Raw genomic sequence first — 24,459 nt, 5'->3', positions numbered from 1 at the left:
TCCGACCGGGCACTGAGTCAACAAAAACAGGGCGAGTTATCCTCGCCCTGTTTATCGAACAATCAATCAATAACTATTTGAACAAATCCGCGGAGACGGTCAGGTTGCCGCCGCTGGCATTCTGTTCCCATTGCCGGGTGATATGGTAGTATTTCGCGCCTTTCTTGGCCGCGAGACGGGCAACCTGCTCGGAGACGTCGGTGGTGCTGTTATAGTGTCCGGTAAAGGTGACCGAATCAAAAGGCACCATTTCCGCGGCGGTTACATTATTGACTTCCTGAATAACGGTGCCGTCAGGTAACGTGACGCTGTAACGCTTACCGGTGGTTGACTGCGTTTCAAAGAAGCGGCCCACCGCGGAGCTGGGGGTACCGGACGATGCTACGCCGGGTATTTCAACTTTGGCGGCGGCGGCGCCGCCGGCGGCCAGCGCGGCCCGTCCCGCCTCGGAGTCAGCCGGAATGGCGTCAGGGCTTTGCAGGACGCGTTTCGGCGCATCGGCTTTATAAATGAAGGCGGTGATGCTTTGATTGCCGCCTTCGTTAGCGTCGATTTGCCTCACAATATAAAATGAGGCGGCGCCTTTCTCTTTGGCGGCCTTGGTGATGGCGTCGTTAACATCAGGCTGGCTGTGAAACAAGCCCCTGATGGTGACGGTATCGTAAGGCTCGAGCAGGTTGGCCTCGTCCTTGGGAAGTTCTTTTACGCCGTTATAGTACCGATATTGCGTGGCGGTGGAGGCAGACGGCGCGTCTTTACGGTAGATATCGGCGGCCACTCGCCAGTTGCCGCTGCTGCTGCTGTTATCGCCGTAGCCCTGAATGTAAAAGTAGGCGGCCCCTTCCTCATCGGCCCGTCTTGAGACGGCGTCGGCGGCATCGCCGATAGAATTAAAATGACCGGTAACATAGACCCGGTCAAAAGGTTTCAGGCTGGCTGCCTTTTCAGGTGTCAGCTCTTGGGCGGCCTGCGTCGACAATGTGGTTAACGTCAATAACGCAGATGCCAGTAATGCTTTCTTCAGCTTCATAAAAAGTCCTTTCGACGTACGCTTTCACGCTAAACATGCTGAACTGTTGATGTATAACAGATTAGCTGCCGATTATGGCATGTAATAATAGCAAGTGTCTCAGCAATTTATGTCAGTGTGAATAACAATTGCGAAAGAGCGGTAAACTATGCCGGTTTTTTTACTGAAAAAGTGCTTAACCGGCACAATCTGTAGACCGCTGTTTTTATTTTAAGTAGGTTATTGTATGGCTCTTGTAGGGTGATCCCAGGGTCTGCGGTATGACACATTTGACACTTGGGTCAGGATGACGGTTATTTTCAGAAAGAACAGTTAAAAGGGAAAGCTATGCGTATTGGTGTACCGAAAGAACGCTTGGCCAACGAGGCCCGCGTTGCCGCAACGCCTAAAACCGTTGAACAATTGCTCAAACTGGGATTTACAGTAGCGATTGAAAGCGGCGCAGGCAAACTTGCCAGCTTTGAAGATGCCGCTTTTGTAGCGGCCGGCGCTTCAATCACAGACGCCTCCGATGTCTGGCAATCCGATATCATTCTGAAGGTTAACGCGCCGGCGGATGATGAAATACCCTTAATCAAAAACGGCAGTACCCTGGTCAGCTTTATCTGGCCGGCGCAGAATCCGGCTTTGCTTGAGAAGCTATCCGCCAATAATATCACCGTGATGGCGATGGATGCCGTGCCGCGCATCTCCCGCGCGCAGTCAATGGATGCCTTGAGCTCCATGGCGAATATCGCCGGCTACCGCGCCATTGTGGAGGCGGCTCATGAATTCGGCCGTTTCTTCACCGGGCAAATTACGGCGGCGGGTAAAGTGCCGCCGGCCAAGGTCATGATAATCGGTGCCGGGGTGGCCGGACTTGCCGCTATCGGCGCCGCAGGCAGCATGGGCGCTATTGTCCGCGCTTTCGATACCCGTCCTGAAGTGAAAGAGCAGGTCAACAGTATGGGCGCGGAGTTTCTGGAGCTGGACTTTGAAGAAGAAGCCGGCAGCGGGGACGGGTATGCCAAAGTGATGTCAGAGGCCTTTATCAAAGCCGAAATGGCCCTGTTTGCCGCCCAGGCGCAGGACGTGGACATTATCGTCACCACCGCGCTTATCCCCGGCAGACCGGCGCCCAAACTCATCACCAAAGAGATGGTCGCTTCCATGAAGCCGGGTAGCGTCATCGTCGATTTGGCGGCACAGACCGGCGGTAACTGCGAATTAACCGTAGCCGATACCGTGACCATGACCGAAAACGGCGTGCGTATCATCGGCTACACCGATTTACCCAGCCGGTTGCCGACCCAATCCTCCCAGCTCTACGGCACCAATCTGCTCAATCTGTTGAAGCTGCTGTGTAAAGAGAAAAACGGCGAAATCGTGGTGGATTTCGACGATACCGTGATCCGCGGCGTTACCGTGGTAAAAAATGGCGAACTCACCTGGCCCGCGCCGCCGATTCAGGTTTCCGCCCAGCCGCAGCAGGCTAAGGCCGCGGCGCCCCTGGCGAAACCGGTGGAAAAACCCGGTTCGCCGCTGAAAAAATATATCCTGATCGCTATCGCGATTATTTTATTCGGCTGGCTGGCAAGCGTCGCCCCCCGCGACTTCCTGTCGCATTTCACCGTGTTTGCCCTGGCTTGCATCGTCGGATATTACGTGGTCTGGAATGTCAGTCATGCGTTGCACACCCCGCTGATGTCGGTGACCAATGCCATATCCGGGATAATTGTCGTTGGTGCGTTATTGCAAATCGGTCATGGCGGATGGGTCTCTTTCCTGTCTTTTATCGCCGTACTGATAGCCAGCATCAATATCTTCGGTGGCTTCACCGTGACTCAGCGCATGCTGAAAATGTTTCGTAAAAATTAAGGGGTTAACCCATGTCTGAAGGATTAGTGACGGCGGCCTATATCGTTGCCGCTATTTTATTTATTTTCAGCCTGGCGGGATTGTCCAAACACGAAACCTCAAAGCAGGGCAATCTGTTTGGCGTTTGCGGCATGGCGATTGCTTTGCTGGCGACCATTGTCGGGCCTCATGCCGGTAATATCGGCTGGATTATCGTCGCCATGGTTATCGGCGGCAGCATCGGCGTTTATCTGGCGCGTAAGGTCGAGATGACCGAAATGCCGGAACTGGTGGCGATACTGCATAGCTTTGTCGGCCTGGCGGCGGTACTGGTAGGGTATAACAGTTATCTCGATCATGGTGAAATCCTGGACGCGGTGATGATCAATATCCATCTCACCGAAGTCTTTTTAGGCATCTTTATCGGTGCGGTTACCTTTACCGGTTCCATCGTGGCGTTTGGAAAGCTGCGCGGGAAAATTTCCTCCCGCCCGCTGATGTTGCCCTTTCGCCATCATATGAACCTGGCGGCGCTGGTTGTTTCCTTCCTGCTGCTGGTCCTGTTTGTCAGAACCGACAGCGTGGCCCTGCAGTCTATTGCCTTATTGCTGATGACGCTGATTGCCCTGGTATTCGGCGTACATCTGGTGGCCTCCATCGGCGGCGCCGATATGCCGGTAGTGGTCTCCATGCTTAACTCCTATTCGGGGTGGGCGGCGGCGGCGGCCGGCTTTATGCTCAGCAACGACCTGCTCATCGTCACCGGCGCGCTGGTGGGGTCCTCGGGTGCGATACTGTCTTATATTATGTGCCGGGCCATGAATCGCTCCTTTATCAGCGTGATTGCCGGCGGTTTCGGCACCGACAGTTCCGGCGGCGCCGAAGACACCGAAATGGGCGAATATCGGGAAACCACGGCGGAAGAAGTGGCGGAACTGCTGAAAAACTCCAGTTCGGTTATCATCACGCCGGGGTATGGCATGGCGGTGGCGCAGGCGCAATATCCGGTGCACGATATCACCGATAAGCTGATTGCCCGTGGCGTGAAGGTGCGGTTCGGCATCCATCCCGTTGCCGGTCGTTTGCCCGGCCACATGAACGTGTTGCTGGCCGAAGCCAAAGTACCGTATGACGTGGTGCTGGAAATGGACGAAATCAACGATGATTTCAGCGATACCGATACCGTACTGGTGATCGGCGCCAACGATACCGTTAACCCGGCGGCGCAGGAAGATCCCCACAGCCCCATCGCCGGCATGCCGGTACTGGAAGTCTGGAAAGCGCAGAACGTCATTGTCTTCAAGCGTTCCATGAACACCGGCTACGCCGGAGTGCAGAATCCGCTGTTCTTCAAGGAAAATACCCAGATGCTGTTTGGCGACGCCAAAGCCAGCGTCGAGGATATCCTACGGGCGCTATAAGCTGACAAGGCCCCGACCGGGGCCTTTGAGCTTATTGACAAAGTGCCCGTCGGAACAGGCTGCCAGATCGTAAACACGCCGTGAATACGTCCTTGTAGGCTCGATCCGCGCCATCCATGGCGCGGACGGTTTACTCTTCTGGTAGCCTGTCCCGCCTTATTGACTCCGAGTGCGTTTGTCAGCAGTCTGCAAGGCCCCGAACGGGGCCTTTTTTATTCGTATTGATCGCCCGCTTCCAGCGTGACCGGCGAGACGTAGTCGTCCGGCTTGATGGCCAGCAGGTCGCATTTCAGATGATCGATCACCAGTTCGGTGGTGTTGCCGATAAAGGCGGCGGAAAAGCCGGTGCGGCCGATGCTGCCCAATACCACCACACCGGCGTCGAGATGCTCGGCCAAATCAGGGATAACTTCTTCCGGCAGGCCTTTTTCCACATGGGTGAATTTTTCATCCAGCTGGAATTTTTGCCGCAGGCTTTTCATGGCGATCAGATGCTGTCCGCGAATGGCATCGTTATAGACGCTGGGATCAAAATCCGGCAGCTCGATGGCGATATTGATGGGGGTCACCGGATAAGCGCCCACCAAATGCACTTCGGTTTGATTAACCTGTTCCGCCAGCGCCAGGGTTTCGGTTACCAGCTTGATATTAAGGGGATCGTGATAGGGCTCTTCGCCGGACAGATTCACCGCCACCAGGGCTTTGCCTCCTTCCGGCCAGGGCTGGTCTTTAACCATCCATACCGGGCAGGGACATTTGCGCAACAGGTGCCAGTCGGTGGGGGTGAATATCACCGATTCGAAGCGATCGTGCTGATGGGCCATTTTCAGCACCAGATCGTGTTTGAAGGCCAGGACTTCCTGGATAATGGCTTCGAACGGCCGGTTATGCCAGATGACTTTGATATCGATAGGCACGCCGCTGTGAATATAGTGCTGGCACTGCTCCTCAATCCAGGCGGTGCGCTGGCTTATCACACCTTTACGCATCGCGGTGCGTTCGTCAGGGGAAAGCAGGGTGGTCATTTCATAGGAGAAATCATAGATGGGCAGGAAGGCTTTAATGGTGCCGCCCAGTTTATGCACTAAATAAACTGCACGGCGAAGCGCCGGTTGATCATCCTGATTTGGGTCGATTGCTACTAATAGATTGTTATACTTGGCCATGAGAGTCTCCTCATTTCTGCAACTCGACAGAATGTTAAATCAGAGTAACTCATTGAAGCAAACCAGGACAGAAGAGAAACGCAGCCGGATCAATAAAATAAGAAAATTACGTATCCGGCCGGGCGTCAGGCGACTTTTTGCGGCGTTCCGGCCAATTCAGACAGCGCGTCGCCGTCTTCGATAGTAATATATTTGCCTTTTACCGCCAGGATACCGCTCTTTTGAAAGCGGCCCAGCAGGCGGCTGATGGTTTCCACCGTCAGGCCCAGGTAATTGCCGATATCGCCCCGGGTCATGGTCAGCCGGAATTCACGCGGAGAAAATCCCCGCTGGGCAAAACGGCGTGAAAGATTGTACACAAACGCCGCCAGGCGCTCTTCGGCATTCTTTTTGGAAAGCAGCAGGATCATATCCTGATCGCCTTTGATCTCGCCGCTCATCAGCCGCATCATCTGCTGGCGCAAATTGGGCATTTTGCCGGAGAGATCGTCCAGGGTCTCGAACGGTATTTCGCACACCATCGAGGTTTCCAGCGCCTGGGCGAAACTGGGATGCTGACCGGCGCCGATGGCGTCAAAACCCACCAGATCCCCCGCCAGGTGAAAACCGGTGATCTGTTCGTCGCCCTGTTCGGTAATGGTGTAGCTTTTAATGGTGCCGGAGCGGATAGCATAGAGGGATTTGAGTTCATCGCCGGCCTTGAACAGCGCCTGGCCTTTTTGAATCGGCTTTTTACGCTCGATGATATTATCGAGCTGGTCCAGCTCGTGCTCATTAAGCGTGAAAGGAATACATAATTGGCTGATACTGCAATCCTGACAATGGATGGCACAACCGCCAGACTGGATTCGTCTGATAATACGCTTTTCCTGGATGATCATATGTCGCCGCTCATGCATTACTTGATTTGGGTCAATTTTAACATCATTTCGTGTCGTTGATAAAGTGTCCAACGACGCAGGTGCACATTTAGTCAAAACGCGAGCGTACCAACAGGGGTATTTCGGCTGGGTTTTGACCGGCAAAAGGAGTAGTGTTAACGAAAAACCAGCCATTAACCCGTTTAAAATCAGGAGAAAGGATATGCAGCGGATCGTGGGAATCATCGGCGCGGGCCATGTCGGCGCCGATACGGCTTTTTCGTTGGTCACGCAGGGGTTATGCGATCAGATTATATTAATCGACGAAAATGAAGCCAAAGCGCATAGCCAGGGTCTGGAATTGCGTGATATGGCCTCGCTGGTGTCCTCGCGCGTGCATATTGTGGTGAATGATTATGCCGCGTTAAAACGGGCCCAGGTGGTGGTGATGGCGGTAGGACCCACCTCTGCGCTGCGGGAAGATCGCATGGAGGAGCTGTTGGAAACCAGCGCGGCGGTCGGGCAGGCGGTACCCCGCATTATGGCCGGCGGCTTTCAGGGAGTATTCATTAATATCACCAACCCCTGCGATGTCATCACCCGCCTGATCCAGCATATCAGCGGGCTGCCGGTGTCCCGGGTGTTCGGTACCGGCACATCGCTGGATACCGCGCGTATGAAGCGGGTGGTAGGGGAATTTTTTGCCGTCGATCCGAAAAGCGTGGACGGGTATGTTATGGGTGAGCACGGAGAATCCCAGTTTGTCGCCTGGAGCACGGTACGGATTGGCGGAGTTCCCATCGGCGGGTTTGATGCCGGCAAGACTCTTGATCTGCCGGCGATGAAAGATCAGGTGCGTGCGGGCGGCTGGCAAATTCTGCAGGGCAAAGGCTGGACCAGCTTCGGTATCGGCACCGCCGCGGCCCGTCTGGTGGACGCGGTACTGTCGGACGGGCGTACCGTTTTCCCGGTCTCCGTTTGGGATGAACGGCAGGGGGTGTATATCGGCCGGCCGGCGGTGGTCGGCGCCGGCGGTATTGTACAATCCGTCGCGGTGCCCTTAACCGAAGAGGAGCAGCTGGCATTTGAAGCCTCCGCCAAGGTTATAGGCCGAGCGTTCGGCACTATTGCTTTATAGTTCCCGCGATACCCGTCATCTTCAGGTTGCAGTTAGTGGGTATACAAGGTTTCGTTTCCCACCTTTAACGGTAAATTCCTCTGCCGGTGTTTGCTTAAATATCGGCGAATCTGATGAAATCCCGCCATAGCCGGTTTATAGTAAAACGGTATCAACCTGTTGGGAGCGGGCCCGCTGCATCGCCGCTCCTGCCAAGCAAGCGCGAGTGACGAATGATGACCGGTGATGATAACGATTTGTTCAAAGAGGCCATGGAAGATGTCAAACCGCTAAAGGATTTATCCAACGTGGTTTTTTTGCAGCATAAGCCCCCATGTCGCCACCGGCGGCAGGAACCGGATGACGCCGCGGAAAATTTTCTCGTCGCCGGTTATATCGATGCGTTACCTCTTGATGTTCCCCTCAGCTATAAACAGGACGGCATTCAACAGGGCGTACTGGATAAACTGAGTGAGGGACGCTATGCCGTTGAGGCCAGCCTGAATCTTACCCGTACCCCGGTGGAAACCTGCCGTCAGCATTTGTTCGCCTTTATCCGCCGCATGCAGTCGGAGCAGTTACGTACGTTGCTTATCATCCATGGCAAAGGACGCCATGACAACAGTCACGCCAATATTGTCCGCAGTCTGGTCGCCCGCTGGCTGACTCAGTTTGAGCAGGTGCAGGCCTATTGCGCCGCTCGTCCCGTCCATGGCGGCACCGGCGCCTGTTATGTGGTGTTGAAGAAATCCGCCGCCGCCAGCAGTGAAAACCGTGAACGCTTTGCCCGGCGCAAATGCTGAACTCCGGGTGCCGGCGGTAGGGTTTTCCCGGCAGTGGCAAGGGACATATTCCCCAAGCAGTTCTTTGAGACGAGGTCGTTACATGCAAGACTGGAATCCGCAGCTCTACCGCCAATTTGAAGCAGAAAGAACCCGGCCCGCGCTGGAACTCATCGCCCGCATCGAGACGGAAAATCCCCGCCAGGTGACCGATCTCGGCTGCGGTCCCGGTAACTCCACCGAGGGATTATTCGAGCGATTCCCGCAGGCGACGGTGACCGGCGTAGACAGCTCGGAGGCCATGCTGGAACATGCCCGGCAGCGGTTGCCGGCGTGCCGTTTCAGCCGGGAAGATATCTTGCGATGGCAACCGGCGGCGGCGCAGGATATTGTCTATGCCAATGCGTCATTGCAATGGGTGCCCGATCACGAGATTCTGTTCCCGCGGTTGTTTTCCATGGTGGCGCCCGGCGGCAGCCTGGCGGTACAGATGCCTGATAATCGCCAGGAGCCCAGCCATCGGGAAATGCGCCGGGTGGCTGACGAAGGGCCGTGGCGCGATCGCATCGGCGAAGCGGCCCAGGTCAGGGTCAAGATCCTGAGCGCGGCGGAGTATTATGATCTGCTCGCACCCCATGCCGAGCGGGTGGATATCTGGCGGACCAGCTATTTTCATGTCATGCCCTCGCACCAGGCCGTTGTGGAATGGGTCCGCGCCACCGGCCTGCGGCCTTTTCTGGAGCCCTTGACCGATGAGCAAAGGCCGGAATTCTTGAAAAAATATCTGCAAGCCATTGAAGACGCTTATCCTCCTCGTGTCGACGGCAGCGTGCTGCTGGCGTTTCCGCGGCTGTTTATCGTCGCCCGCAAGAGCCGATAAAACGGTAAGGACACTTATTAAACCGATGCCTAAACCAATCGGTGGCGATGGCTCTCAGGTAAGAGCGCCATCCCGTGCCCGCGGTATTTTTCCCATCTACCCGGCGTTTGCTAAAATAGTGAATCCCTTCATTAATGTTATATATCACTTCCAGTACTATAAATAGCCGTTTGAACCGCGCTTGCCATAAACACACATCAAAAACGTATACTTATCTAAGTTAAATATATGCTTAACCAGCAAAAAATAATGTCATATCTTACCGCCGCGCGCCATGAAGATTGAACCGGGGATGAATAACTTTGCAATGCAATTCCATTATAGTCGAAATATCTAAATTTTTATTATGTACCTATTGTATAGTCAATATAGTGTTTCCTTGCTTAACAAATAAAGTAAGGCGATAATTATAATGCAACTAAGGGAGGGGTATGAAAGTAATAGAAGATATTAATCCTGGCTACAGCGGGAATGAATATGGTAGACGGGAAACATTGAGTAATGTAGATCATTTTAAGGTGAAGGCTAATGCCTGTCTATATCGAAAACTGGAAAAGGTATATAACTGCGAAAAGTCCTTTTTGCAAAGATTTCTTTCAATGCCGGACTCCCTTAATGCCTGCAATTTGTATGATGTGTCTATTCCCGGTTCAACCGAACGTCCGCTGCGTCGCTCGGAAAAAATGGCGAACATACATTGTGTCAGCGTCAAAGTGAAACTCGCTTATGAATGTATAAATGATAGCAGACGATTAAACGCCATCGATTATGTTTATCTTGGATCCCTGTATGGCGGACCGCCGTTACATCAAGGGCTCACCTTGGATGAACAGGGTAATTTATTGTTAATTAAAGGGAAAAGCAGTGATTTTTTTAAAAGGTGCTGGCTGAAGGCTACCCAGAACACAAAGTTTTATATTGCCAAAATTGATCTGTGGGAAGAGCGTAAAATGCAATTTTCTCGGTTAAATATCAACCAGGAAGGGAAGCTGATTGCCTGGGGAAAAAACGAAAAAGTGCAATATGAAATTAATTTCACTATGGAAGGTATAACAAAAGAAATATATGTAGATAGACCATTGGATACCGCTTCATATATTGGATTACAGATAATAAAATTGTCTGAACCTTTCCATAAATCTTTATTATTGCAATTTAGCCTGGATGAAAGAAATTCGATCGAATTTTTTTTTACAAATGGATCCCTATATTTAAATGAGATTTGGAATGATAAATATCGATATAATTATGATTTTATGAAGCATCGGCTTACTATGCCTCTGCCCTCCAGAGCGAAAATTTTATCGGCAACAAAAGTGGCTAATCAAGTTAAATTATGCATTGAGCAGGATGGAGGAACCAGTATCATGTATTTCTCACCCCATCATGTCAATATGCAAACCTGCCATGTCAAGCATTTAAGCCATAAGCCAGTGCAAAATTTTTATTCGGGAACCGGCGCGGATCCTTATGAAAAAGTTCACTCCGGTTTGCCATTTGACAGACAACGGCTGGGTAATTTCAGTAGCAAAAATATTCCCTTGTTTTCTTCTGTGATTGATAATTTTCGCGGGAATTTCAAAAAAGCCAAAAACGCCCATTTTGCCGGTGACAAATACCGAACTGGACGCTTTATGGCAAAAGCCTTTGATCCCGGTCTGCAATGCATGTTTGAAACGGCGAGGGAGGTTGTCTGGCCAAAAAAAACACCCTCAGGTTTAACTCCGCGCCACGGGGTCATTCAGGAGGTTCTGCCGCTTACCGATTTTGTTCAGGATAAGAGGCTCAGGAAGGTGTTTTCTTCCGCCACCGATTACATTGGACCGGCGGAGTCCTTAGAACAGATGCTAAAGCTTTCGTTGAGCTCATTAGAGGAAAATGAATCTATTTCTTTGAATATAAGCAAAAGTACTGCGTTTTTTATAGGTGTCGCGGCAGCTGGATTGCCTATTCCAGGATGGTTTGCCGGGACATTGGCGCGTTGGGGTAAACAGGATAGCCTTACCCTTACCAAAAGCGAAAGCGGCAAGATCTCTTTTAGCTTCATCAGAAACAAAGCCCGCTCACTCGTGGCATTGGCCGGTACCGGCCAGGGTCTGGAAGAGAAAGGCAAGCTTCTCTCGGCAGGGGGTATTGATCTCATCACCGTTCTCCCGGTGGAGGCCAATTTCATCGCGGCAGGGAATGCGGAAAACGAGCATAATTTCAGTTTTAAAATCGAATGGAGCCATATCGACTTGTTTTTGGGAATACTGTTTAGCCCCAACACTATGAATGGACAGGTAGAGAAGTGGATAACCGATGCAACGCTGAAAAAAACCAGGGACAAAAACATCACTCTGTCATTGGAGGCCAAAAGTGAACTTCGGGGCCAGATGGGTTTTATGGCAAACGCTAATACCTATCTTGTGCTGCCTCGTACCGCACTGGGCGCCGCCGCCACCATGAATTTTTGCGATTATGCCAAAAAGGAAAGCATCACCATAAGCGGTTTAGGAGATACAAATAATCTTCTAAAAGAAAAATCTGCCAAAACCACTTACCTGAGTTCATCGTTGAATGCGTTTCATGAAAGAAAGATCATGCCTATCGCCATGACTGGTTTGGATACGCCCGGAAAGCAAATCATGTGTTATCCGCTGCCGCTGTTTGAGGAATCGAATCAACGATTACCTTTGAGTCATAATAAAATTTCCAGATATTTTCATTTAGATGACAAGTCGCTGCATCGGAAATTCTCCCCTCTGGGCGTTTTGGAAAGAAATACAACAAATACACCCGTTGAAGACTGCAACTTCTCCGGGGCGCAAATCAGCGGCCCGGATCGCTCGGATATTCCTCTCATCGTCACTGGCGCCGACGGCAATGTGGCAGCGTTGATTGAAAGCATCAAACTGGCATTGCAACGGGCAAGCTCCGATGAACATGGCTATCAATCTATAAAACCCGGAGAAAGTCTCGGCAGCTTTATCATTTCACCGGGGGACTTCAATGAAAATTTACTGTTAGACGCTAAAAATCTTCGGTCGCAGGCGTCGAAGTCTGCCCATAAGGCTAAAAGCATCGTTCGGCCGCAGATTAACCGGATCCTGAAAGTCACCCTGCGAGAATATTTGGAGCACGAGTCCCGAAAGATCGTTTCCAATGATAATACCGCCGCCGGCTCTGCGCGCACGGCGTCTGATTTCATCAAGGCGATGGAGGAATATTCGGCGCGAAGCGATCGGAAAAGTAATGGAAAGCGATCCGCTGTCATGGTGATCGCCACTTACCGCTTGCAAAAGCATTCCCGCGATCTGTTAAGTGATGTGTTTGGCCGGATATGTGATTCCGTGAATCGAAATAGCGAGACGGGGCGGATTACAGAGGGCGAGCTAAGATGGCTTGAGGATCTCAATGAATTTCTGACGGTGGATAAATCAGGCAAAAGCCCCTGTTATCAGTTGGACAACATCGCCCTGGTCAGGCAAAACGCCATTACTTACGAGGTCAGTACTCTGCCATTTACCATCCTGCATATTGCCCGCAAAAACGAGTTGGTCTATTCCAAATCCCTTTCCACCATCAATTTTGAATACCGCGAAGGTGAGTTGTTCCCCTATAAATTTATCTCGTCCGCCAAAATAATGCCGGATCTGTTTTACAGGTAGCGTCGCTAATCTCCCAATGTTTGTCTCCATATAGACTTTAATAAGAATATAGTCTATTCTAAGACCAAAACGAAAGGGGGCATGACATGGCGATACCGCAGAAATTAGAGCGCTATCAAGATAAAAAAAGGGCCGCCGCCGTCGGTTTGAAGACGGCGATGTCCATTTTGGAAAAATGGGGCAGCACTCCTGAACAGATGCAGGCCATACTTCAAATGTCTAAAGCGTCCTTTTACAAATTGAGGAAGGACCCGGCGGCGGCGCAACTAAGCCACGATCAGTTTGAGCGCATAAGTTATCTGCTCAATATTCATGGCGCGCTGCGTACGCTGTTTGAAAATCCGGAAAACGTCTACGGTTTTATGGCCATGAAAAATCACACCCCTTATTTTAACGGGCAAGCGCCGCTGGAACTGATTGGCACTGGCCATTTTGGTACCCTGTACGAAGTCTATAAGCATATCGATGCCTTGCGTGGCGGCATATGGTGACAGAACAACCGGTGGTTCTTCCCTCGCTGAGTGTTCAACGCCAGCGAGGTTATCGCTTAATCAATTCAAAATATCCGCCGATCGCGCTGTTTGACGACGTCGCCGATGAGGAGGAGTTTGAAACCCTCTATGAGTTGCAGGCGCTGACGAATCCACGTTTGCGAAACAGCGCCGGGTCGCCGGGTTTTTTGCCTGCCGGTGATATTCCCTTCGGCATAACCGGCTGCTCCTATGCGGTAGCGCCATTTACCCATGTCAATCCCTTGGGTAGCCGCTTTTCCGATGGCTCGTACGGCATGTTGTATATTGCCGATGAGATGGCTACCGCCTTGACGGAGGTGACTTATCATCAGGAACATTACTGGCAATTAATCGACGGTTTGAAATATGATCGCATGGTGATGCGCAGCCTGCTGTTTATCTTTGATCCGGAGCCGGCGATTGATGCGCTGGCGCTACCGCTTTCCCATCCGGTTTACGATGCCCATAGCTATAGCGCCGCAAGGGCGTTGGGGCGGTCTTTGAAAAGCCAAGGCTGCAGGACGCTGCGCTATCGCTCGGTCAGACGGCCGGGCGCGGTGTGCTGGGGACTGTTCACCCCGAAGGGGGTAAAAAGCGTTCAGCAAAGCGCTCACTATGAATTTATCTGGGATGGTAAAAAAATCAGCAAGATTGACCGCATCGTCTCCTCGCGGACGCTCAAGTAATCCGTATTTTTCAAAATGCGCCCTCGCTTTTAGGCGTCTGATTTGCTGCCCCGTTACGGGGCAGCGATAATAGCCGGGATCAAAATAACGTCTTTTAGCCACTTACAGTTTCTTAGTAGCCTCGGCCATCATGATCACAACATCCGGGATTCGGCGGATTATAGGGCGGCCGCGGGGGCGGATAGCATCCGGGATTCGGCGGATTATAGGGCGGCCGCGGGGGCGGATAGCATCCGGGATTCGGCGGGTTATAGGGCGGCCTCGGGGGCGGATAGCATCCGGGATTCGGCGGATTATAGGGCGGCCGCGGGGGCGGATAGCATCCGGGATTCGGCGGATTATAGGGCGGCCGCGGGGGCGGACAGCATCCGGGATTAGGCGGATTATAGGGCGGCCGCGGTGGCGGACAGCATCCGGGAGTCGGCGGATTATAGGGCGGCCGCGGGGGCGGATAGCATCCGGGATTCGGCGGATTATAGGGCGGCCGCGGGGGCGGATAGCATCCGGGATTAGGCGGATTATAGGGCGGCCGCGGGGGCGGATAGCATCCGGGATTAGGCGGATTATAGGGCGGCCGCGGTGGCGGACAGCATCCGGGATTCGGCGGATTATAGGGCGGCCGCGGTGGCGGATAGCATCCTGGAGTCGGCGGATTATGGGGCGGCCGCGGTGGCGGGCAGCATCCGGGATTCGGCGGATTATAGGGCGGCCGCGGCTGTGGGCGGGGCCAGCAATAGGGTGGTTGAGAAGGGATAGGTAATGTTGCCACAACCTGAAGAGGGTCCGACAGGGGGCTAAATAGGCCATCGTAGCCAGTGGCCACAACATAGAAATAATAGGTCACATTCGGCAATAAACCCGATACATTGGCATAGGTTGCATTCTGATAGGCGGCTGTGACAATGCGAGGGTAACCGGCGCCTGCCGGAGCCGATACAAAAACTGAATAACTGTAAACGGGCGCGCCATACTGACCGGCTGTCCACTGTACCTGCACGAAATTTTGACCACGTTCAATAATACGAAAATTTTCTGGCTTAGCCGGCGGGTTTGCGAATGGCCGACCATTACAGGGGTAATCTTTATTTGTCATTATAAAATTCCTCTAAATTTAAAGCATAAGAGCTTGAAAAAATTTGTCTTCATGAGAAATTAAATCGAAAATGCCCCACTGATTCCGTTGATATCCAAAAAATATTTTTAGTATTTCATTCATCCAGAATCTATATCGTTTTTACGGTTAACATATTACACCGCTGGTATAGTATTAATTGGCCTAAATGGCATATTAGAAAGATATCATTTGCCCATAATCCGTCAATTGCTTAAAATAGCAGATAAATCATCTTTTCTTGTCAAACACTTAGAATGCCATGCTGTTTTCCAATTATTGCCGATAGGATTGTTATATGCATAGGGGTAATATCGCATAAAAATTCCTCTCGTGAAGTCATCTACGTGAAAACGTGTTCGATTATAAAATATTCCGTTGGTGTATATAATAAAAATAATCACTGCCATGAATTTTCGTGAATATTCATATCTACTCGCCATAATAGAATAATGAATATTCCTAGTATTATAATTTTCATCAGGATCATCAAGTGCATAATATAGCATGCACTTAGCCTATAATTGCCAATTGCATAATTTGATAAGCGATTTTTATCAGCCCTAGCGTACCCCGCCCGGCACCATACGGGTGACATGCTGGCGTGGATAATACCGCAAAACGCCGCTTTGCGCCAATTCGGCTATTAGCCGGCCCGGGTCATGCCGCTGGGGATCCAGCAGCAGTCCCACCACCGTGCCGCTGTGGGCAACGTTCAGGCCGAACAGGTCATGACGCTCCACCGCGCGCAGCAGGGCGTCAAACGCCGGTTTGGGCAGGAACAGTTCGCTGGCAGCGGCGCTCAGGGTAGTGGCTTCCCCTAGTTTTCGGCGGGACCCGCTGCGGCAGGCGGTTTGGAAGAGTTGCCAGGCGCGATCCAAGCGTTCGGCTTGTCTGCGCAGCTGTCCCGTGCCGATGTGATGATGGAAGGCGGCGGTGGTGAGGGTATCGGCACTCTCCAGAATCACTATGTCCAGCATGGGCAACCATGGGTGGGCAATATGGCAGGTGCCATGGCGATGATCGAACAGCGTCAGCGCCCGGAATACCGTACTGTCGGTGGGCTCCAGACGCAGGCAGAGATCCGCCAGTTGGCATTCATCCAGCGATCGGTGCAAAAAGCGGGCGGTGGCGATGGCGGTGGCGGCAATATCCGCCGTACTGCTGGCCAGCCCCTTGGCGATGGGGATGGTGGAGCGGCAGTCTATACGCAGTGGAGGAATATCGCCCGTTTGATAGCCGAAATAGTCGATGACCTGCTGCAGCATACGCCGGCTCAGGGGGCGTTCGTCCGCCGCCGGCTCGCCTTCGCTGACCTCCACTTCGCTGTACCAATCGATGGGGCAGGAAACCAGCTTCTCGCCGCCGGCGATCCAGCCCTGGATAAGCTCGCCGCATGAGGCCGGACAGCGGGCGTCAGCCATGGGGAATTCCCTCGCGGACGAGCGGATAAGGGGCGTCAGCCACGAGAAATTTCCCCGCGGACGGGCGGATAAGGGGCGTCAGCCATGAGAAATTTCCCCGCGGACGGGCGGGTAATGGTTATCAGCCATGGGAGAAAATCCGTGTCATGGCGTCCAGCAGGCGGCGGTTTTCCTCATGGCCGCGGACAGCCAGCCGATAATAGTCGGCGGTGAGTCCGGGATAATTGCCACAGCTGCGTATCAGCAGACGATAGTCCAGCAGGGCGGTCTGCAGATCAAACCCCTGGCGCAGACAGCGCAGGAAGATATAGTTTGCGGCCGGCCGCCAGATTTTTATCTCGGGCAGCGATTGCAGTCCCGCCTGCAGGTAGGACTGCTCTTCCCGCAGCCATTGCCGGGTGCGCTGCTGATACTCCCGGTCATCCAGCACCATCTCTCCCGCCAGGGCGGCAAAAGCATTGATGGTCCACGGCGGGCGGCGGCTGCGTAATTGTTGCATCCCTTGGCTATTGCCGCTCACCAGATAACCGAGCCGCAGGCCGGGAATGGCGTAAAATTTGGTAAGGGAGCGCAATACGAAGATATTGGGCCAATGACCCAGTTCCGGGATCATGCCGACAGCGTCGGGAATAAAATCCATAAACGCTTCATCAATTACCAGCAAAATATTCTGTTCCTGACAGCGCCGGGCGATTGCCAGCAGCAGATCGGGTTCGATTAACTGGCCGGTGGGATTATTGGGCGTGCACAGGAACAGGGCGTGAATACCCGGCCGCAGGGCCGACAGTAAACGGTGATCGGGACGAAAATCGTCTTGCTCCGCCAGCGGATAGTCCACGATGCGGCATTCCATCCACTGCAGGGCGCGGCGGTATTCGGCAAAGCCCGGCGTCAGCAGCAGTACGGTTTTCTGTCGCAGCAGGCAAGCGAGATCAAAGATAAGCTCCGTGGCGCCGTTGCCCGCCAGTATCCAGGATTCGGGACAGCCATGATGCCGTGCGAGACGCTGGTGCAAGCGGCGGTATAAAGGGTCTGGGTAGCGCTCCGCCAGCGCCAGCTGTGCCGCCAAGGCCTCGCGCAGGCGCGCCGGCATACCGAGGGGATTGATATTGGCGCTGAAATCGGTGAGAGAATTTGCATCGATGCCCAGTTTTAACGCCGTTTCCAGCACGTTTCCGCCGTGCTGACCGGGATCCGCCATAGTAGAACCCTCCTTACATCATTTGCAGCAGCGCCAGCGAGGCCACCTCGCCGATAACGATCAGCGACGGCGCCCCCAATCCGGCCAGGCGGGATTGCTCCGGGAGCGTCGCCAGGGTGGCCAGCACCATGCGCTGTTCGGGATGGCTGGCGTTCATCACCACTGCCGCCGGGGTGTCGGCTGCCCGTCCGTGATCCATCAACTGCCGGCAAATATCCGCCAGTCGCGACATGCCCATCAAAATAACCAGCGTGCCCTCCAGCTGCGCCAGCAGCCGCCAGTTATGGGGATCTTTTCCATCGCGCAGATGGCCGGTTATCACATGGAAAGACGAGGCGAAATCACGGTGGGTAACCGGGATACCGGCCCGGGCCAGGCCGCCGATGGCCGAGGTAATGCCCGGCACCACGTCGCAGGCAATGCCGGCGCGGGCCAAGGCTTCGGCTTCTTCGCCGCCGCGCCCGAAGACAAAGGGGTCGCCGCCTTTCAGGCGCACCACCTTGCGACCCAGTCCGGCCTGTTCTATCAAAATGGCATTAATCTGTTCCTGGGGGATCGGGTGGTGATCGGCTCGCTTGCCCACGTCTATCAACACGCAGTGAGGGGCGGTCTCCTTAAGCAGCACGGGGTTCACCAGGCGATCGTATACCACCGCGTCCGCCTGGCGCAGACACTGCATCCCCATCACCGTCATCAGTCCCGGATCGCCCGGACCGGCGCCCACCAGCCAAACCTTACCCGACATGCCGCACCTCTTGATTTGCACCGTCTATTATTGCACTGATTATTAACAAAGACCGACCCGCAGAACGTCGCGGGCGATCATCAACTCTTCATGGGTGGGGATTACCGCTACGGTTACCGGCGCCCCGTCCTGCTGAATAAACGTCTCATGGCGCTGATTTTTATCCTCGTTCAACCGGATGCCGAAGAATCCGAGATTACGGCATACCCGCAGGCGAATCTCGGCGGAATTTTCGCCAATCCCGGCGGTGAAAATGACCGCGTCAAGTCCGCCCATGTGCGCGGCATATCCGCCGATAGCGCTGCGGATCCGATCGGTAAACATGGTTAGCGCCAGTTCGGCGCGGTGATGACCGGCCGTAACGGCGTTTACAATATCACGACAGTCATTTGAAATTCCCGATATCCCAAGCAATCCGGACTGGTTATTCATGATCTCAAGCAATTGTTGTGCAGATTTATTTTCCCGTTCGGCGATAAACGGCAAAATCGACGGATCGATATCGCCGCAGCGGGTGCCCATCATCAGCCCGGCCAGGGGAGTAAATCCCATGGTGGTGGCCACCGAAAGCCCGTTTTGAATAGCGCACAGACTGGCGCCGTTGCCCAGGTGGCAGGAAATCATCCGTAACTGCCGGCTGTCCCGGCCCATCAGGCGGGCGCAGGTTTCGCCGACGTATTTATGACTGGTGCCGTGAAAACCGTAGCGGCGGATACCGTAATCCGCATAATAGCGGTAGGGGAGCGGGTAAAGATAGCCGGCTTCGCCAAGGGTCTGATGAAACGAGGTGTCGAACACCCCCACCGTTACCGCCTGCGGCAGCCGCCGGGAAAATGCTCTGATGCCGCGGGCATTGATGGGATTATGGCTGGGGGCCAAATCACCGAGTTTTTCAATTTCCGCCAGCGACGACGGGTCGATCAGCGCTGAATCCTTGAAATATTCGCCGCCGTGGGCGACGCGGTGGCCGACGCCGCTGATGGTTGCCAGGGCGGTGACGATGCCGTGCTTCACCAGCGCATCCAGCAGATAATCCGCCGCCTGCTGATGATTGCTGATGGGCAGGGTGACCCGGTATTTATTGCCGTCGGCTTGCAGGGTAAATAACGCGCTGCCGGTGCCCAACCGTTCAAACAGCCCTTTAGCCAGGGTGATTTCATCCGGCATTGAAAATAATTCAAATTTAAGCGAGGAACTGCCGGAATTAACCGCCAAAATAAGGTGTGTCATCTGTTGCTCCGAAATATTATTTCAGATACGTCAGCAGCGGCGTTAAACCTTTCCGCCCCGTGGCCGATACGCAGAAAAGCGGATCTGCGCCGGCCTGCTTTAATTGATAAATAATAAATTCCCGCTGTTTTTCACTTACCGGAATATCCATCTTGGTGATGATGCCGATAACCGGTTTATTAAACAGGGTGGCAAACATGGGTGAGAAATAACCATTTTCACTGTCAAGGTTTTGCACCAGCCCCACCACGTCGGCTTCATAGGCGCTGGAGAGCAGCGGATTATAGAAATGGCGGTGCTCGATATATTCTCCGGGGCTGTCGATGGCGTCATCCAAATAGACCATTGACTGGGTTTTCCGGTACACCAGCGGCTCGCCGCGTAAACACTGCAATAAGGTGGTTTTCCCCGACCGGCTCGGTCCCAGCAGCAGCAAACGTTTCATTCCTCAGGTCCGGGTCAGTGGGCAGGGCGTGAATTTCATTACGTCCCCCAGGGTATATATCACCTGCTTTAGGGCATACTCCACTGACGAGACGTCGCCGCAAATAATCACCGCGCCGGTAAACCTATCGATAAAGCCGATTTTTACCGCGCCGGACTTGGTGGCGATATCGCTGGCAATAATCGACCCTTCGCTGGGTGTGATGGTAAGAATACCGATGGCATCGTCATCTTCATTCAGGCCGAGCTTTTTATAAATATCTTTATTGGGATTGGCGATTAAATGCGCCAGCGTGATTTGTTTGCCGGGGACATATTCCTGAATCACGCGTTCGGTTTTACCATCGGTATTCATGTTGGCCTGCTTTTGAGCTAAACAACGGCGTCTATTATCGCCTCGATATCCCTGTCCGCTACCGGACGCGGATTGGTGGCAAGGGTAGCGTCATGTAATGCCGCGCTTACCATCGCCGGCCTGGCGAGGCGTATTTTTTCACTCCCCAGGGATAAGGCGCTTAACGACGGGGCTATGCCGATTTCGCGCTTCATCTGGGCAATATGATTGAGTAACTGCTGCAAGGCGGCCCGGTCGTCGCTTTGCCAGGGCGCCAGCGCGCATAACCGGGACAGGCGGGCATATTTTTTCGCCGCCCGGTTATCCCGGCTGTTAAAGCGGATCACCTCGGTTAACAGCAATGCATTGGCCAAGCCGTGCGCCACGTGCAGCTGGCCGCCGAACTGGTGGGCGATGGCATGGGTCATGCCCAGCCCGGCCTGGCTGAACGCCATGCCGGCCAACGTAGCGGCGTTGTGCATCCTTTCCCGTGATGGCAGGCAATCTCCCTTGCGGCAGGCGGTGGGCAAAAAGTGAAACACCAGTTGGGCGGCCTTTTCCGCCAGCGCATCGCTGAAATCGCTGGCGCCGGTGGAGACATAGGCTTCGATGGCGTGGGTCAGGACGTCCATGCCGGTATTGGCGGTCACTGACTGAGGCACCGATACCGTCAATTGGGGGTCCAGCAGGGCGATATCGGGATAAATCCCTTCGTCGAACAGCGGATATTTTACCCCCAGCGCCGGATCGCTTATCACGCTGGCGCTGCTGACGTCAGAGCCGGTGCCGCTGGTGGTGGGAATCGCGATAAAAGTTTCAATGGTGATGCCCAGCTTGCGGCCGAAAAAGACCATGGCTTTGGCGGCGTCAATGGCGGAGCCGCCGCCGAAACCTATCACCACCTGCGGTTTGATGGCCTGCAGCAGGCTGATTCCCGCCACCACCGTGGTGACGGGGGGATCGGGCATGATATCGCTGAACAGGCTGACCCGATCGGCGTCCAGATGCGCCGTCAGGCGCGTTATGGCGTCGCTCCGGGCCAGGAACGCGTCGCACACCACCCAGACGTCCTTGCCGCGATACCGCTCCAGCTGGTCCAGGCTGTCGGTGCCGCTGTAGACCCGCGTCGGGATCCAAAAACGTTTCATGGCTTTACCTTTTTTGCTCAACGTATGGCCCTCAACGGATTGAAAACGCGTTGGTGAGGACGCAGCGGCGGTGGCGGGCGAAATTGCGCGCCGACGTGGTGCCTTCGCCGGTGGGCGTGGCGATGGTGAAGGTAGTGAAACCTTCGGCGCCGACGCCAATCCCGGCATAGGAGGGACCGTTTTTGACAAATATCGAGGTTTGCAGCAGCCGTGCCGCTTTATTCAGGCGCGAGACGTTTTGCGAATGCATGGTAGCGGTATGGTGCAGGCCGCCTTCAACCTTCAGCGCCAATTGCAGTCCGGCGTCGAAATCCCGTACCCGAACCACCGGCAGGATCGGCATCAGCTGCTCCACCATTACCAGCGGGTCATCGGCGGGCACTTCCGCCAGCAGCAGGCGCGGCGCTTTATCCGGCACCGGCAGCCCGGCCATTTTCAATAATGTCGCGGGGCTTTTTCCCACCGCCGCTTTATTGGCGTGATCGTCGATGATGGCCAGCCGGCGCAGCTTATCGATGTTTTCGCCGCCGGTTATCAGCATGGCGCCGCATTTTTGCATTTCCGCCAGCAGCGCATTGGCCACGCTTTCCACCACAAGCAGGCTTTTTTCAGCGGTGCAGGGCAGGTTGTAATCAAACGACGCGCCGCTGACGATATCCTGGGCGGCTTTATCGATAACCGCGGTTTCGTCCACCAGGCTCGGCGGATTGCCGGCGCCGGCGCCGATAGTCTTTTTGCCGCTGTGCAGCGCCATATTGACGATGCCGGGACCGCCGGTAACGGCCAGCAGGGCGATGTCGGGGTGTTTCATCATTTGCTGCGTCGACTCGAAGCCCGGTTCGCGCAGGCAGGTCACCAGGTTATGAATACCGCAGGCGGTGAACATAATGGCTTCAATTTGTTCAATGAGCCATAACGATACATTTTTGGCGCCGGGGTGCGGGCTGAAAAAAACGGTGTTGCCGGCCGCCAGCATGCTGATACAGTTATTGATGATGGTTTCGGTGGGGTTGGTGCTGGGGGCTACCGCGCCAATGACGCCGAACGGCGAATATTCGAACAGCACCATGCCTTCATCGCCGGTAAATGCGGTGGTCACCAGGTCCTCAACGCCGGGGGTGTTTTCCAGCGCTGCGCGGTTTTTCAGCAGCTTATCCTCCACCTTGCCCATGCCGGTCTCCTCGGCGCCGCGTTCCGCCAGCGCTTGCAGATGGGGCGCCAGTTCGCGGCGCAGGGCTGCTATCACCGCGCTGCGGGTTTTCAGCGGACATTGCTGATAGGTGAGAAAAGCGGCACGGGCGGCGCCTACCGCCTGATCCACTTCATCGAACAGCGCCGAGGTAGTATTATCCCGCCGGGCGGGTTCGAGCTTTTCGCTCAGGATGGTCCGGATCAGCGTTTCCAGTTCATTGCTATTCATTACTCTTTCCCCACATGACATTGCGTGATGGCCCGTTGGGCGATTTGCCGGTCCTGGTCGACGGTTCCGCCGCTGATGCCCAGCCCGCCCACCAGCCGGCCGGCGCGATAGAGCGGATAGCCGCCGCCGAAGGTGACAATCTTGCCGCCCATCGAGGCTTCCAGTTGATAAAGCGCGGCCCCCGGCTGTACCGCCGGAGCGAGATTGTGGGTGGCGGTTTTCAGCGCCACGGCGCTAAAGGCCTTTTTCGGCGCCAGCTCCAGCGAGGCCAGCAGCGCATCGGGCATACGATAGGTCATAACCTGATTGCCGTGGGGATCGACGATGGATATCACCACCGGCACCGCCAGCTCCCGCGCCGCGTCCAGGACCGCCCGCATCAGGCCGTGCACCAGGGCGAAATCAGGACCATCCGATGTGCTCAGAGGAGCAGACGGCGGCAGCGGACTGCTTTGCTCAGTGAGATAGTGGCTTTTCGTGCCGGATTGCGATGTGTCGTGGTGCCGGGCATTCGGCCCGGCGATAACGTCGCTTTCCAGAAAGGTCCCCGGTTTGTCGCGACGCCATGGACTTTCTCCATCGGCAATGGTTTGTTCAACGCCGGCCGCCGCCAGATAGCGCCGCATCACTTCGCCGATGACCGCCTCGTTTTTCCCGTTTTGATCTTCGCTGCGCGCCAGGGCGTAGAGACAATCCGACAGCCGGTTAAGGTAGCGCAGCACTTCAGGGCGGATTGTCGCCTCGTCCGCCAACCGCGCCACCAGCCGCTCCGCCCGCCGCGCCACGGTGCGGGCCAAATGAAGCTGGCTGCCCGCCGGCGTATCGCCGGGCAAGACAAAACCGCTCACCGGCGGCAGCGCCGTCATGCAGCGATCGATAGTGTGTTCCAGCCGCTCGATGTGCTCGGCGCCGATACGCTGCACCACGGCGTTCCGTTGCTCCGGCTGGGCGTCCGCCAGTTCGGCCCCCAGCCAGAACAGCTGATGCTGTATCTCCAGCACCCGTTGCCGGTTGAGCGGATCCTCCATCTGCCGGGCGGCCACGCTCAGGCAGGCGTTAAGCTCGTCCACCGTGCCGTAGGCCTCAACCCGCGGATGATACTTTTTCAGCCGCTGCCCGCCGATAAGGGATGTGGTGCCGTTATCGCCGGTTTTGGTATAAATGCTCATGCCAGCTCCTTATACCTCGTTAAGGAACAAAACTGTCGATGATGCCGACAATGGCCAAATCGATGGCCTGGTTCGGTTCGGCAAAAACCCACCGCGCCGAGGCGCCGCGCGCCACCAGCACGATCTCGCCTTCCCCGGCGCCAACGGAATCCACCGCCACTTCCTGTTGGTAGATGCCGGCGGGAGAGGAACCGTCTGCGTTGACCGGTTCGATCACCATCAATTTCTTGCCCAGCAGCGAAGGGGATTTCTGGGTCGAGACCACCGAGCCGATAACGCGCGCCAATTGCATG

At 54.7% G+C, this 24,459-nt stretch carries 22 protein-coding genes and 1 pseudogene; 9 read left to right on the top strand and 14 right to left on the bottom strand.

Annotation, left to right across the window (positions count from 1 at the left end):
- Window positions 1-73 precede the first annotated feature (73 nt).
- Window positions 74-1,030, bottom strand: coding sequence for a DUF1471 family protein YdgH (ydgH, locus tag ACL2XO_RS15605; protein ID WP_132921475.1), 957 nt, complete (start codon window positions 1,028-1,030; stop codon window positions 74-76).
- 327 nt (window positions 1,031-1,357) lie between these two features.
- On the opposite strand from ydgH, the gene pntA reads away from it, so the two are divergent.
- Window positions 1,358-2,887, top strand: coding sequence for a Re/Si-specific NAD(P)(+) transhydrogenase subunit alpha (gene pntA / locus ACL2XO_RS15600; RefSeq protein WP_132921476.1), 1,530 nt, complete (start codon window positions 1,358-1,360; stop codon window positions 2,885-2,887).
- Window positions 2,888-2,898: 11 nt separating this feature from the next.
- The gene (gene pntB, locus ACL2XO_RS15595; RefSeq protein WP_132921477.1) at window positions 2,899-4,287 is read left to right on the top strand and encodes a Re/Si-specific NAD(P)(+) transhydrogenase subunit beta; all 1,389 of its coding nucleotides are present in this window, start codon (window positions 2,899-2,901) and stop codon (window positions 4,285-4,287) included.
- A 212-nt stretch (window positions 4,288-4,499) separates the two neighbouring features.
- On the opposite strand, the gene uspE is transcribed toward pntB, so the two are convergent.
- Window positions 4,500-5,453, bottom strand: coding sequence for a universal stress protein UspE (uspE, locus tag ACL2XO_RS15590; RefSeq protein ID WP_203521337.1), 954 nt, complete (start codon window positions 5,451-5,453; stop codon window positions 4,500-4,502).
- A gap of 125 nt (window positions 5,454-5,578) precedes the next feature.
- Complete coding sequence (gene fnr, locus ACL2XO_RS15585) at window positions 5,579-6,331, bottom strand: fumarate/nitrate reduction transcriptional regulator Fnr (protein ID WP_132927736.1); 753 nt, start codon at window positions 6,329-6,331, stop codon at window positions 5,579-5,581.
- A gap of 205 nt (window positions 6,332-6,536) precedes the next feature.
- On the opposite strand from fnr, the gene ACL2XO_RS15580 reads away from it, so the two are divergent.
- The 7 genes from ACL2XO_RS15580 (at window position 6,537) to ACL2XO_RS15550 (ending at window position 14,696) form a co-directional block, all read left to right on the top strand.
- Window positions 6,537-7,451 carry an L-lactate dehydrogenase gene (locus ACL2XO_RS15580; RefSeq protein WP_413741013.1) on the top strand — a complete coding sequence of 305 codons (915 nt, stop codon included), beginning with the start codon at window positions 6,537-6,539 and terminating at the stop codon, window positions 7,449-7,451.
- 215 nt (window positions 7,452-7,666) lie between these two features.
- Entirely contained in the window at window positions 7,667-8,233 is a 567-nt protein-coding gene (gene smrA, locus ACL2XO_RS15575; RefSeq protein ID WP_413726942.1) for a DNA endonuclease SmrA, read from the top strand.
- 82 nt (window positions 8,234-8,315) lie between these two features.
- Window positions 8,316-9,092 (top strand): trans-aconitate 2-methyltransferase, encoded by a 777-nt coding sequence (gene tam, locus ACL2XO_RS15570; protein ID WP_413741012.1) that lies wholly within the window; start codon window positions 8,316-8,318, stop codon window positions 9,090-9,092.
- Window positions 9,093-9,523: 431 nt separating this feature from the next.
- Window positions 9,524-12,742, top strand: a complete 3,219-nt coding sequence (locus ACL2XO_RS15565; protein ID WP_413741011.1) for a hypothetical protein — start codon at window positions 9,524-9,526, stop codon at window positions 12,740-12,742.
- A gap of 86 nt (window positions 12,743-12,828) precedes the next feature.
- Window positions 12,829-13,233: an MbcA/ParS/Xre antitoxin family protein gene (locus ACL2XO_RS15560; RefSeq protein ID WP_132921481.1), complete on the top strand. Its 405-nt coding sequence runs from the start codon at window positions 12,829-12,831 to the stop codon at window positions 13,231-13,233.
- A complete protein-coding gene (locus ACL2XO_RS15555; protein ID WP_413724525.1) occupies window positions 13,227-13,940 on the top strand; it encodes an RES family NAD+ phosphorylase in 714 nt (237 codons plus the stop codon). Before ACL2XO_RS15560 ends, ACL2XO_RS15555 begins: the two co-directional genes overlap by 7 nt.
- 579 nt (window positions 13,941-14,519) lie before the next feature.
- Complete coding sequence (locus ACL2XO_RS15550; protein WP_413743116.1) at window positions 14,520-14,696, top strand: hypothetical protein; 177 nt, start codon at window positions 14,520-14,522, stop codon at window positions 14,694-14,696.
- Between the two features lie 28 nt (window positions 14,697-14,724).
- On the opposite strand, the pseudogene ACL2XO_RS15545 reads toward ACL2XO_RS15550, so the two are convergent.
- The 11 genes and pseudogenes from ACL2XO_RS15545 to ACL2XO_RS15495 form a co-directional block, all read right to left on the bottom strand.
- Window positions 14,725-15,033: pseudogene (locus ACL2XO_RS15545) on the bottom strand (fibronectin type III domain-containing protein); the annotation flags it as partial.
- A gap of 581 nt (window positions 15,034-15,614) precedes the next feature.
- Window positions 15,615-16,475: a GHMP kinase gene (locus ACL2XO_RS15540; RefSeq protein ID WP_413741010.1), complete on the bottom strand. Its 861-nt coding sequence runs from the start codon at window positions 16,473-16,475 to the stop codon at window positions 15,615-15,617.
- Between the two features lie 121 nt (window positions 16,476-16,596).
- Entirely contained in the window at window positions 16,597-17,676 is a 1,080-nt protein-coding gene (cobD, locus tag ACL2XO_RS15535; RefSeq protein WP_413741009.1) for a threonine-phosphate decarboxylase CobD, read from the bottom strand.
- Between the two features lie 13 nt (window positions 17,677-17,689).
- On the bottom strand, window positions 17,690-18,421 hold the full coding sequence (gene cobA, locus ACL2XO_RS15530) for a uroporphyrinogen-III C-methyltransferase (RefSeq protein ID WP_132921486.1): 732 nt from the start codon (window positions 18,419-18,421) through the stop codon (window positions 17,690-17,692).
- A gap of 42 nt (window positions 18,422-18,463) precedes the next feature.
- A complete protein-coding gene (locus ACL2XO_RS15525) occupies window positions 18,464-19,651 on the bottom strand; it encodes an acetate/propionate family kinase (protein WP_413741008.1) in 1,188 nt (395 codons plus the stop codon).
- A 16-nt stretch (window positions 19,652-19,667) separates the two neighbouring features.
- Complete coding sequence (locus ACL2XO_RS15520) at window positions 19,668-20,096, bottom strand: EutP/PduV family microcompartment system protein (protein WP_413741007.1); 429 nt, start codon at window positions 20,094-20,096, stop codon at window positions 19,668-19,670.
- Between the two features lie 3 nt (window positions 20,097-20,099).
- Window positions 20,100-20,450 (bottom strand): ethanolamine utilization microcompartment protein EutS, encoded by a 351-nt coding sequence (eutS, locus tag ACL2XO_RS15515; protein ID WP_132921489.1) that lies wholly within the window; start codon window positions 20,448-20,450, stop codon window positions 20,100-20,102.
- Window positions 20,451-20,467: 17 nt separating this feature from the next.
- On the bottom strand, window positions 20,468-21,577 hold the full coding sequence (locus tag ACL2XO_RS15510) for a 1-propanol dehydrogenase PduQ (RefSeq protein ID WP_413741006.1): 1,110 nt from the start codon (window positions 21,575-21,577) through the stop codon (window positions 20,468-20,470).
- A 31-nt stretch (window positions 21,578-21,608) separates the two neighbouring features.
- Window positions 21,609-22,997 (bottom strand): aldehyde dehydrogenase family protein, encoded by a 1,389-nt coding sequence (locus ACL2XO_RS15505; protein ID WP_413741005.1) that lies wholly within the window; start codon window positions 22,995-22,997, stop codon window positions 21,609-21,611.
- Window positions 22,997-24,166 carry a cob(I)yrinic acid a,c-diamide adenosyltransferase gene (locus tag ACL2XO_RS15500; RefSeq protein ID WP_413741004.1) on the bottom strand — a complete coding sequence of 390 codons (1,170 nt, stop codon included), beginning with the start codon at window positions 24,164-24,166 and terminating at the stop codon, window positions 22,997-22,999. The genes ACL2XO_RS15505 and ACL2XO_RS15500 overlap by 1 nt, the downstream gene beginning before the upstream one ends.
- Window positions 24,167-24,185: 19 nt before the next feature.
- Complete coding sequence (locus tag ACL2XO_RS15495) at window positions 24,186-24,458, bottom strand: EutN/CcmL family microcompartment protein (protein ID WP_132921493.1); 273 nt, start codon at window positions 24,456-24,458, stop codon at window positions 24,186-24,188.
- Between the last annotated feature and the right edge of the window lies 1 nt (window position 24,459).

This window comes from Sodalis sp. RH15, assembly GCF_047324255.1.
In the GTDB taxonomy this organism is placed as follows: domain Bacteria; phylum Pseudomonadota; class Gammaproteobacteria; order Enterobacterales; family Enterobacteriaceae; genus Acerihabitans; species Acerihabitans ligni.
Note: the sequence above shows the minus strand (reverse complement) of the source record. Positions and strands in the feature narration are given on the sequence as shown.

Bases quoted from the DNA above. Each gene is read 5' to 3' on its own strand.
- ydgH (WP_132921475.1), bottom strand. From the start codon at position 1,030: ATGAAGCTGAAGAAAGCATTACTGGCATCTGCGTTATTGACGTTAACC.
- pntA (WP_132921476.1), top strand. From the start codon at position 1,358: ATGCGTATTGGTGTACCGAAAGAACGCTTGGCCAACGAGGCCCGCGTT.
- pntB (WP_132921477.1), top strand. From the start codon at position 2,899: ATGTCTGAAGGATTAGTGACGGCGGCCTATATCGTTGCCGCTATTTTA.
- uspE (WP_203521337.1), bottom strand. From the start codon at position 5,453: ATGGCCAAGTATAACAATCTATTAGTAGCAATCGACCCAAATCAGGAT.
- ACL2XO_RS15580 (WP_413741013.1), top strand. From the start codon at position 6,537: ATGCAGCGGATCGTGGGAATCATCGGCGCGGGCCATGTCGGCGCCGAT.
- smrA (WP_413726942.1), top strand. From the start codon at position 7,667: ATGACCGGTGATGATAACGATTTGTTCAAAGAGGCCATGGAAGATGTC.
- tam (WP_413741012.1), top strand. From the start codon at position 8,316: ATGCAAGACTGGAATCCGCAGCTCTACCGCCAATTTGAAGCAGAAAGA.
- ACL2XO_RS15565 (WP_413741011.1), top strand. From the start codon at position 9,524: ATGAAAGTAATAGAAGATATTAATCCTGGCTACAGCGGGAATGAATAT.
- ACL2XO_RS15560 (WP_132921481.1), top strand. From the start codon at position 12,829: ATGGCGATACCGCAGAAATTAGAGCGCTATCAAGATAAAAAAAGGGCC.
- ACL2XO_RS15555 (WP_413724525.1), top strand. From the start codon at position 13,227: ATGGTGACAGAACAACCGGTGGTTCTTCCCTCGCTGAGTGTTCAACGC.
- ACL2XO_RS15540 (WP_413741010.1), bottom strand. From the start codon at position 16,475: ATGGCTGACGCCCGCTGTCCGGCCTCATGCGGCGAGCTTATCCAGGGC.
- cobD (WP_413741009.1), bottom strand. From the start codon at position 17,676: ATGGCGGATCCCGGTCAGCACGGCGGAAACGTGCTGGAAACGGCGTTA.
- cobA (WP_132921486.1), bottom strand. From the start codon at position 18,421: ATGTCGGGTAAGGTTTGGCTGGTGGGCGCCGGTCCGGGCGATCCGGGA.
- ACL2XO_RS15525 (WP_413741008.1), bottom strand. From the start codon at position 19,651: ATGACACACCTTATTTTGGCGGTTAATTCCGGCAGTTCCTCGCTTAAA.
- ACL2XO_RS15520 (WP_413741007.1), bottom strand. From the start codon at position 20,096: ATGAAACGTTTGCTGCTGCTGGGACCGAGCCGGTCGGGGAAAACCACC.
- eutS (WP_132921489.1), bottom strand. From the start codon at position 20,450: ATGAATACCGATGGTAAAACCGAACGCGTGATTCAGGAATATGTCCCC.
- ACL2XO_RS15510 (WP_413741006.1), bottom strand. From the start codon at position 21,577: ATGAAACGTTTTTGGATCCCGACGCGGGTCTACAGCGGCACCGACAGC.
- ACL2XO_RS15505 (WP_413741005.1), bottom strand. From the start codon at position 22,997: ATGAATAGCAATGAACTGGAAACGCTGATCCGGACCATCCTGAGCGAA.
- ACL2XO_RS15500 (WP_413741004.1), bottom strand. From the start codon at position 24,166: ATGAGCATTTATACCAAAACCGGCGATAACGGCACCACATCCCTTATC.
- ACL2XO_RS15495 (WP_132921493.1), bottom strand. From the start codon at position 24,458: ATGCAATTGGCGCGCGTTATCGGCTCGGTGGTCTCGACCCAGAAATCC.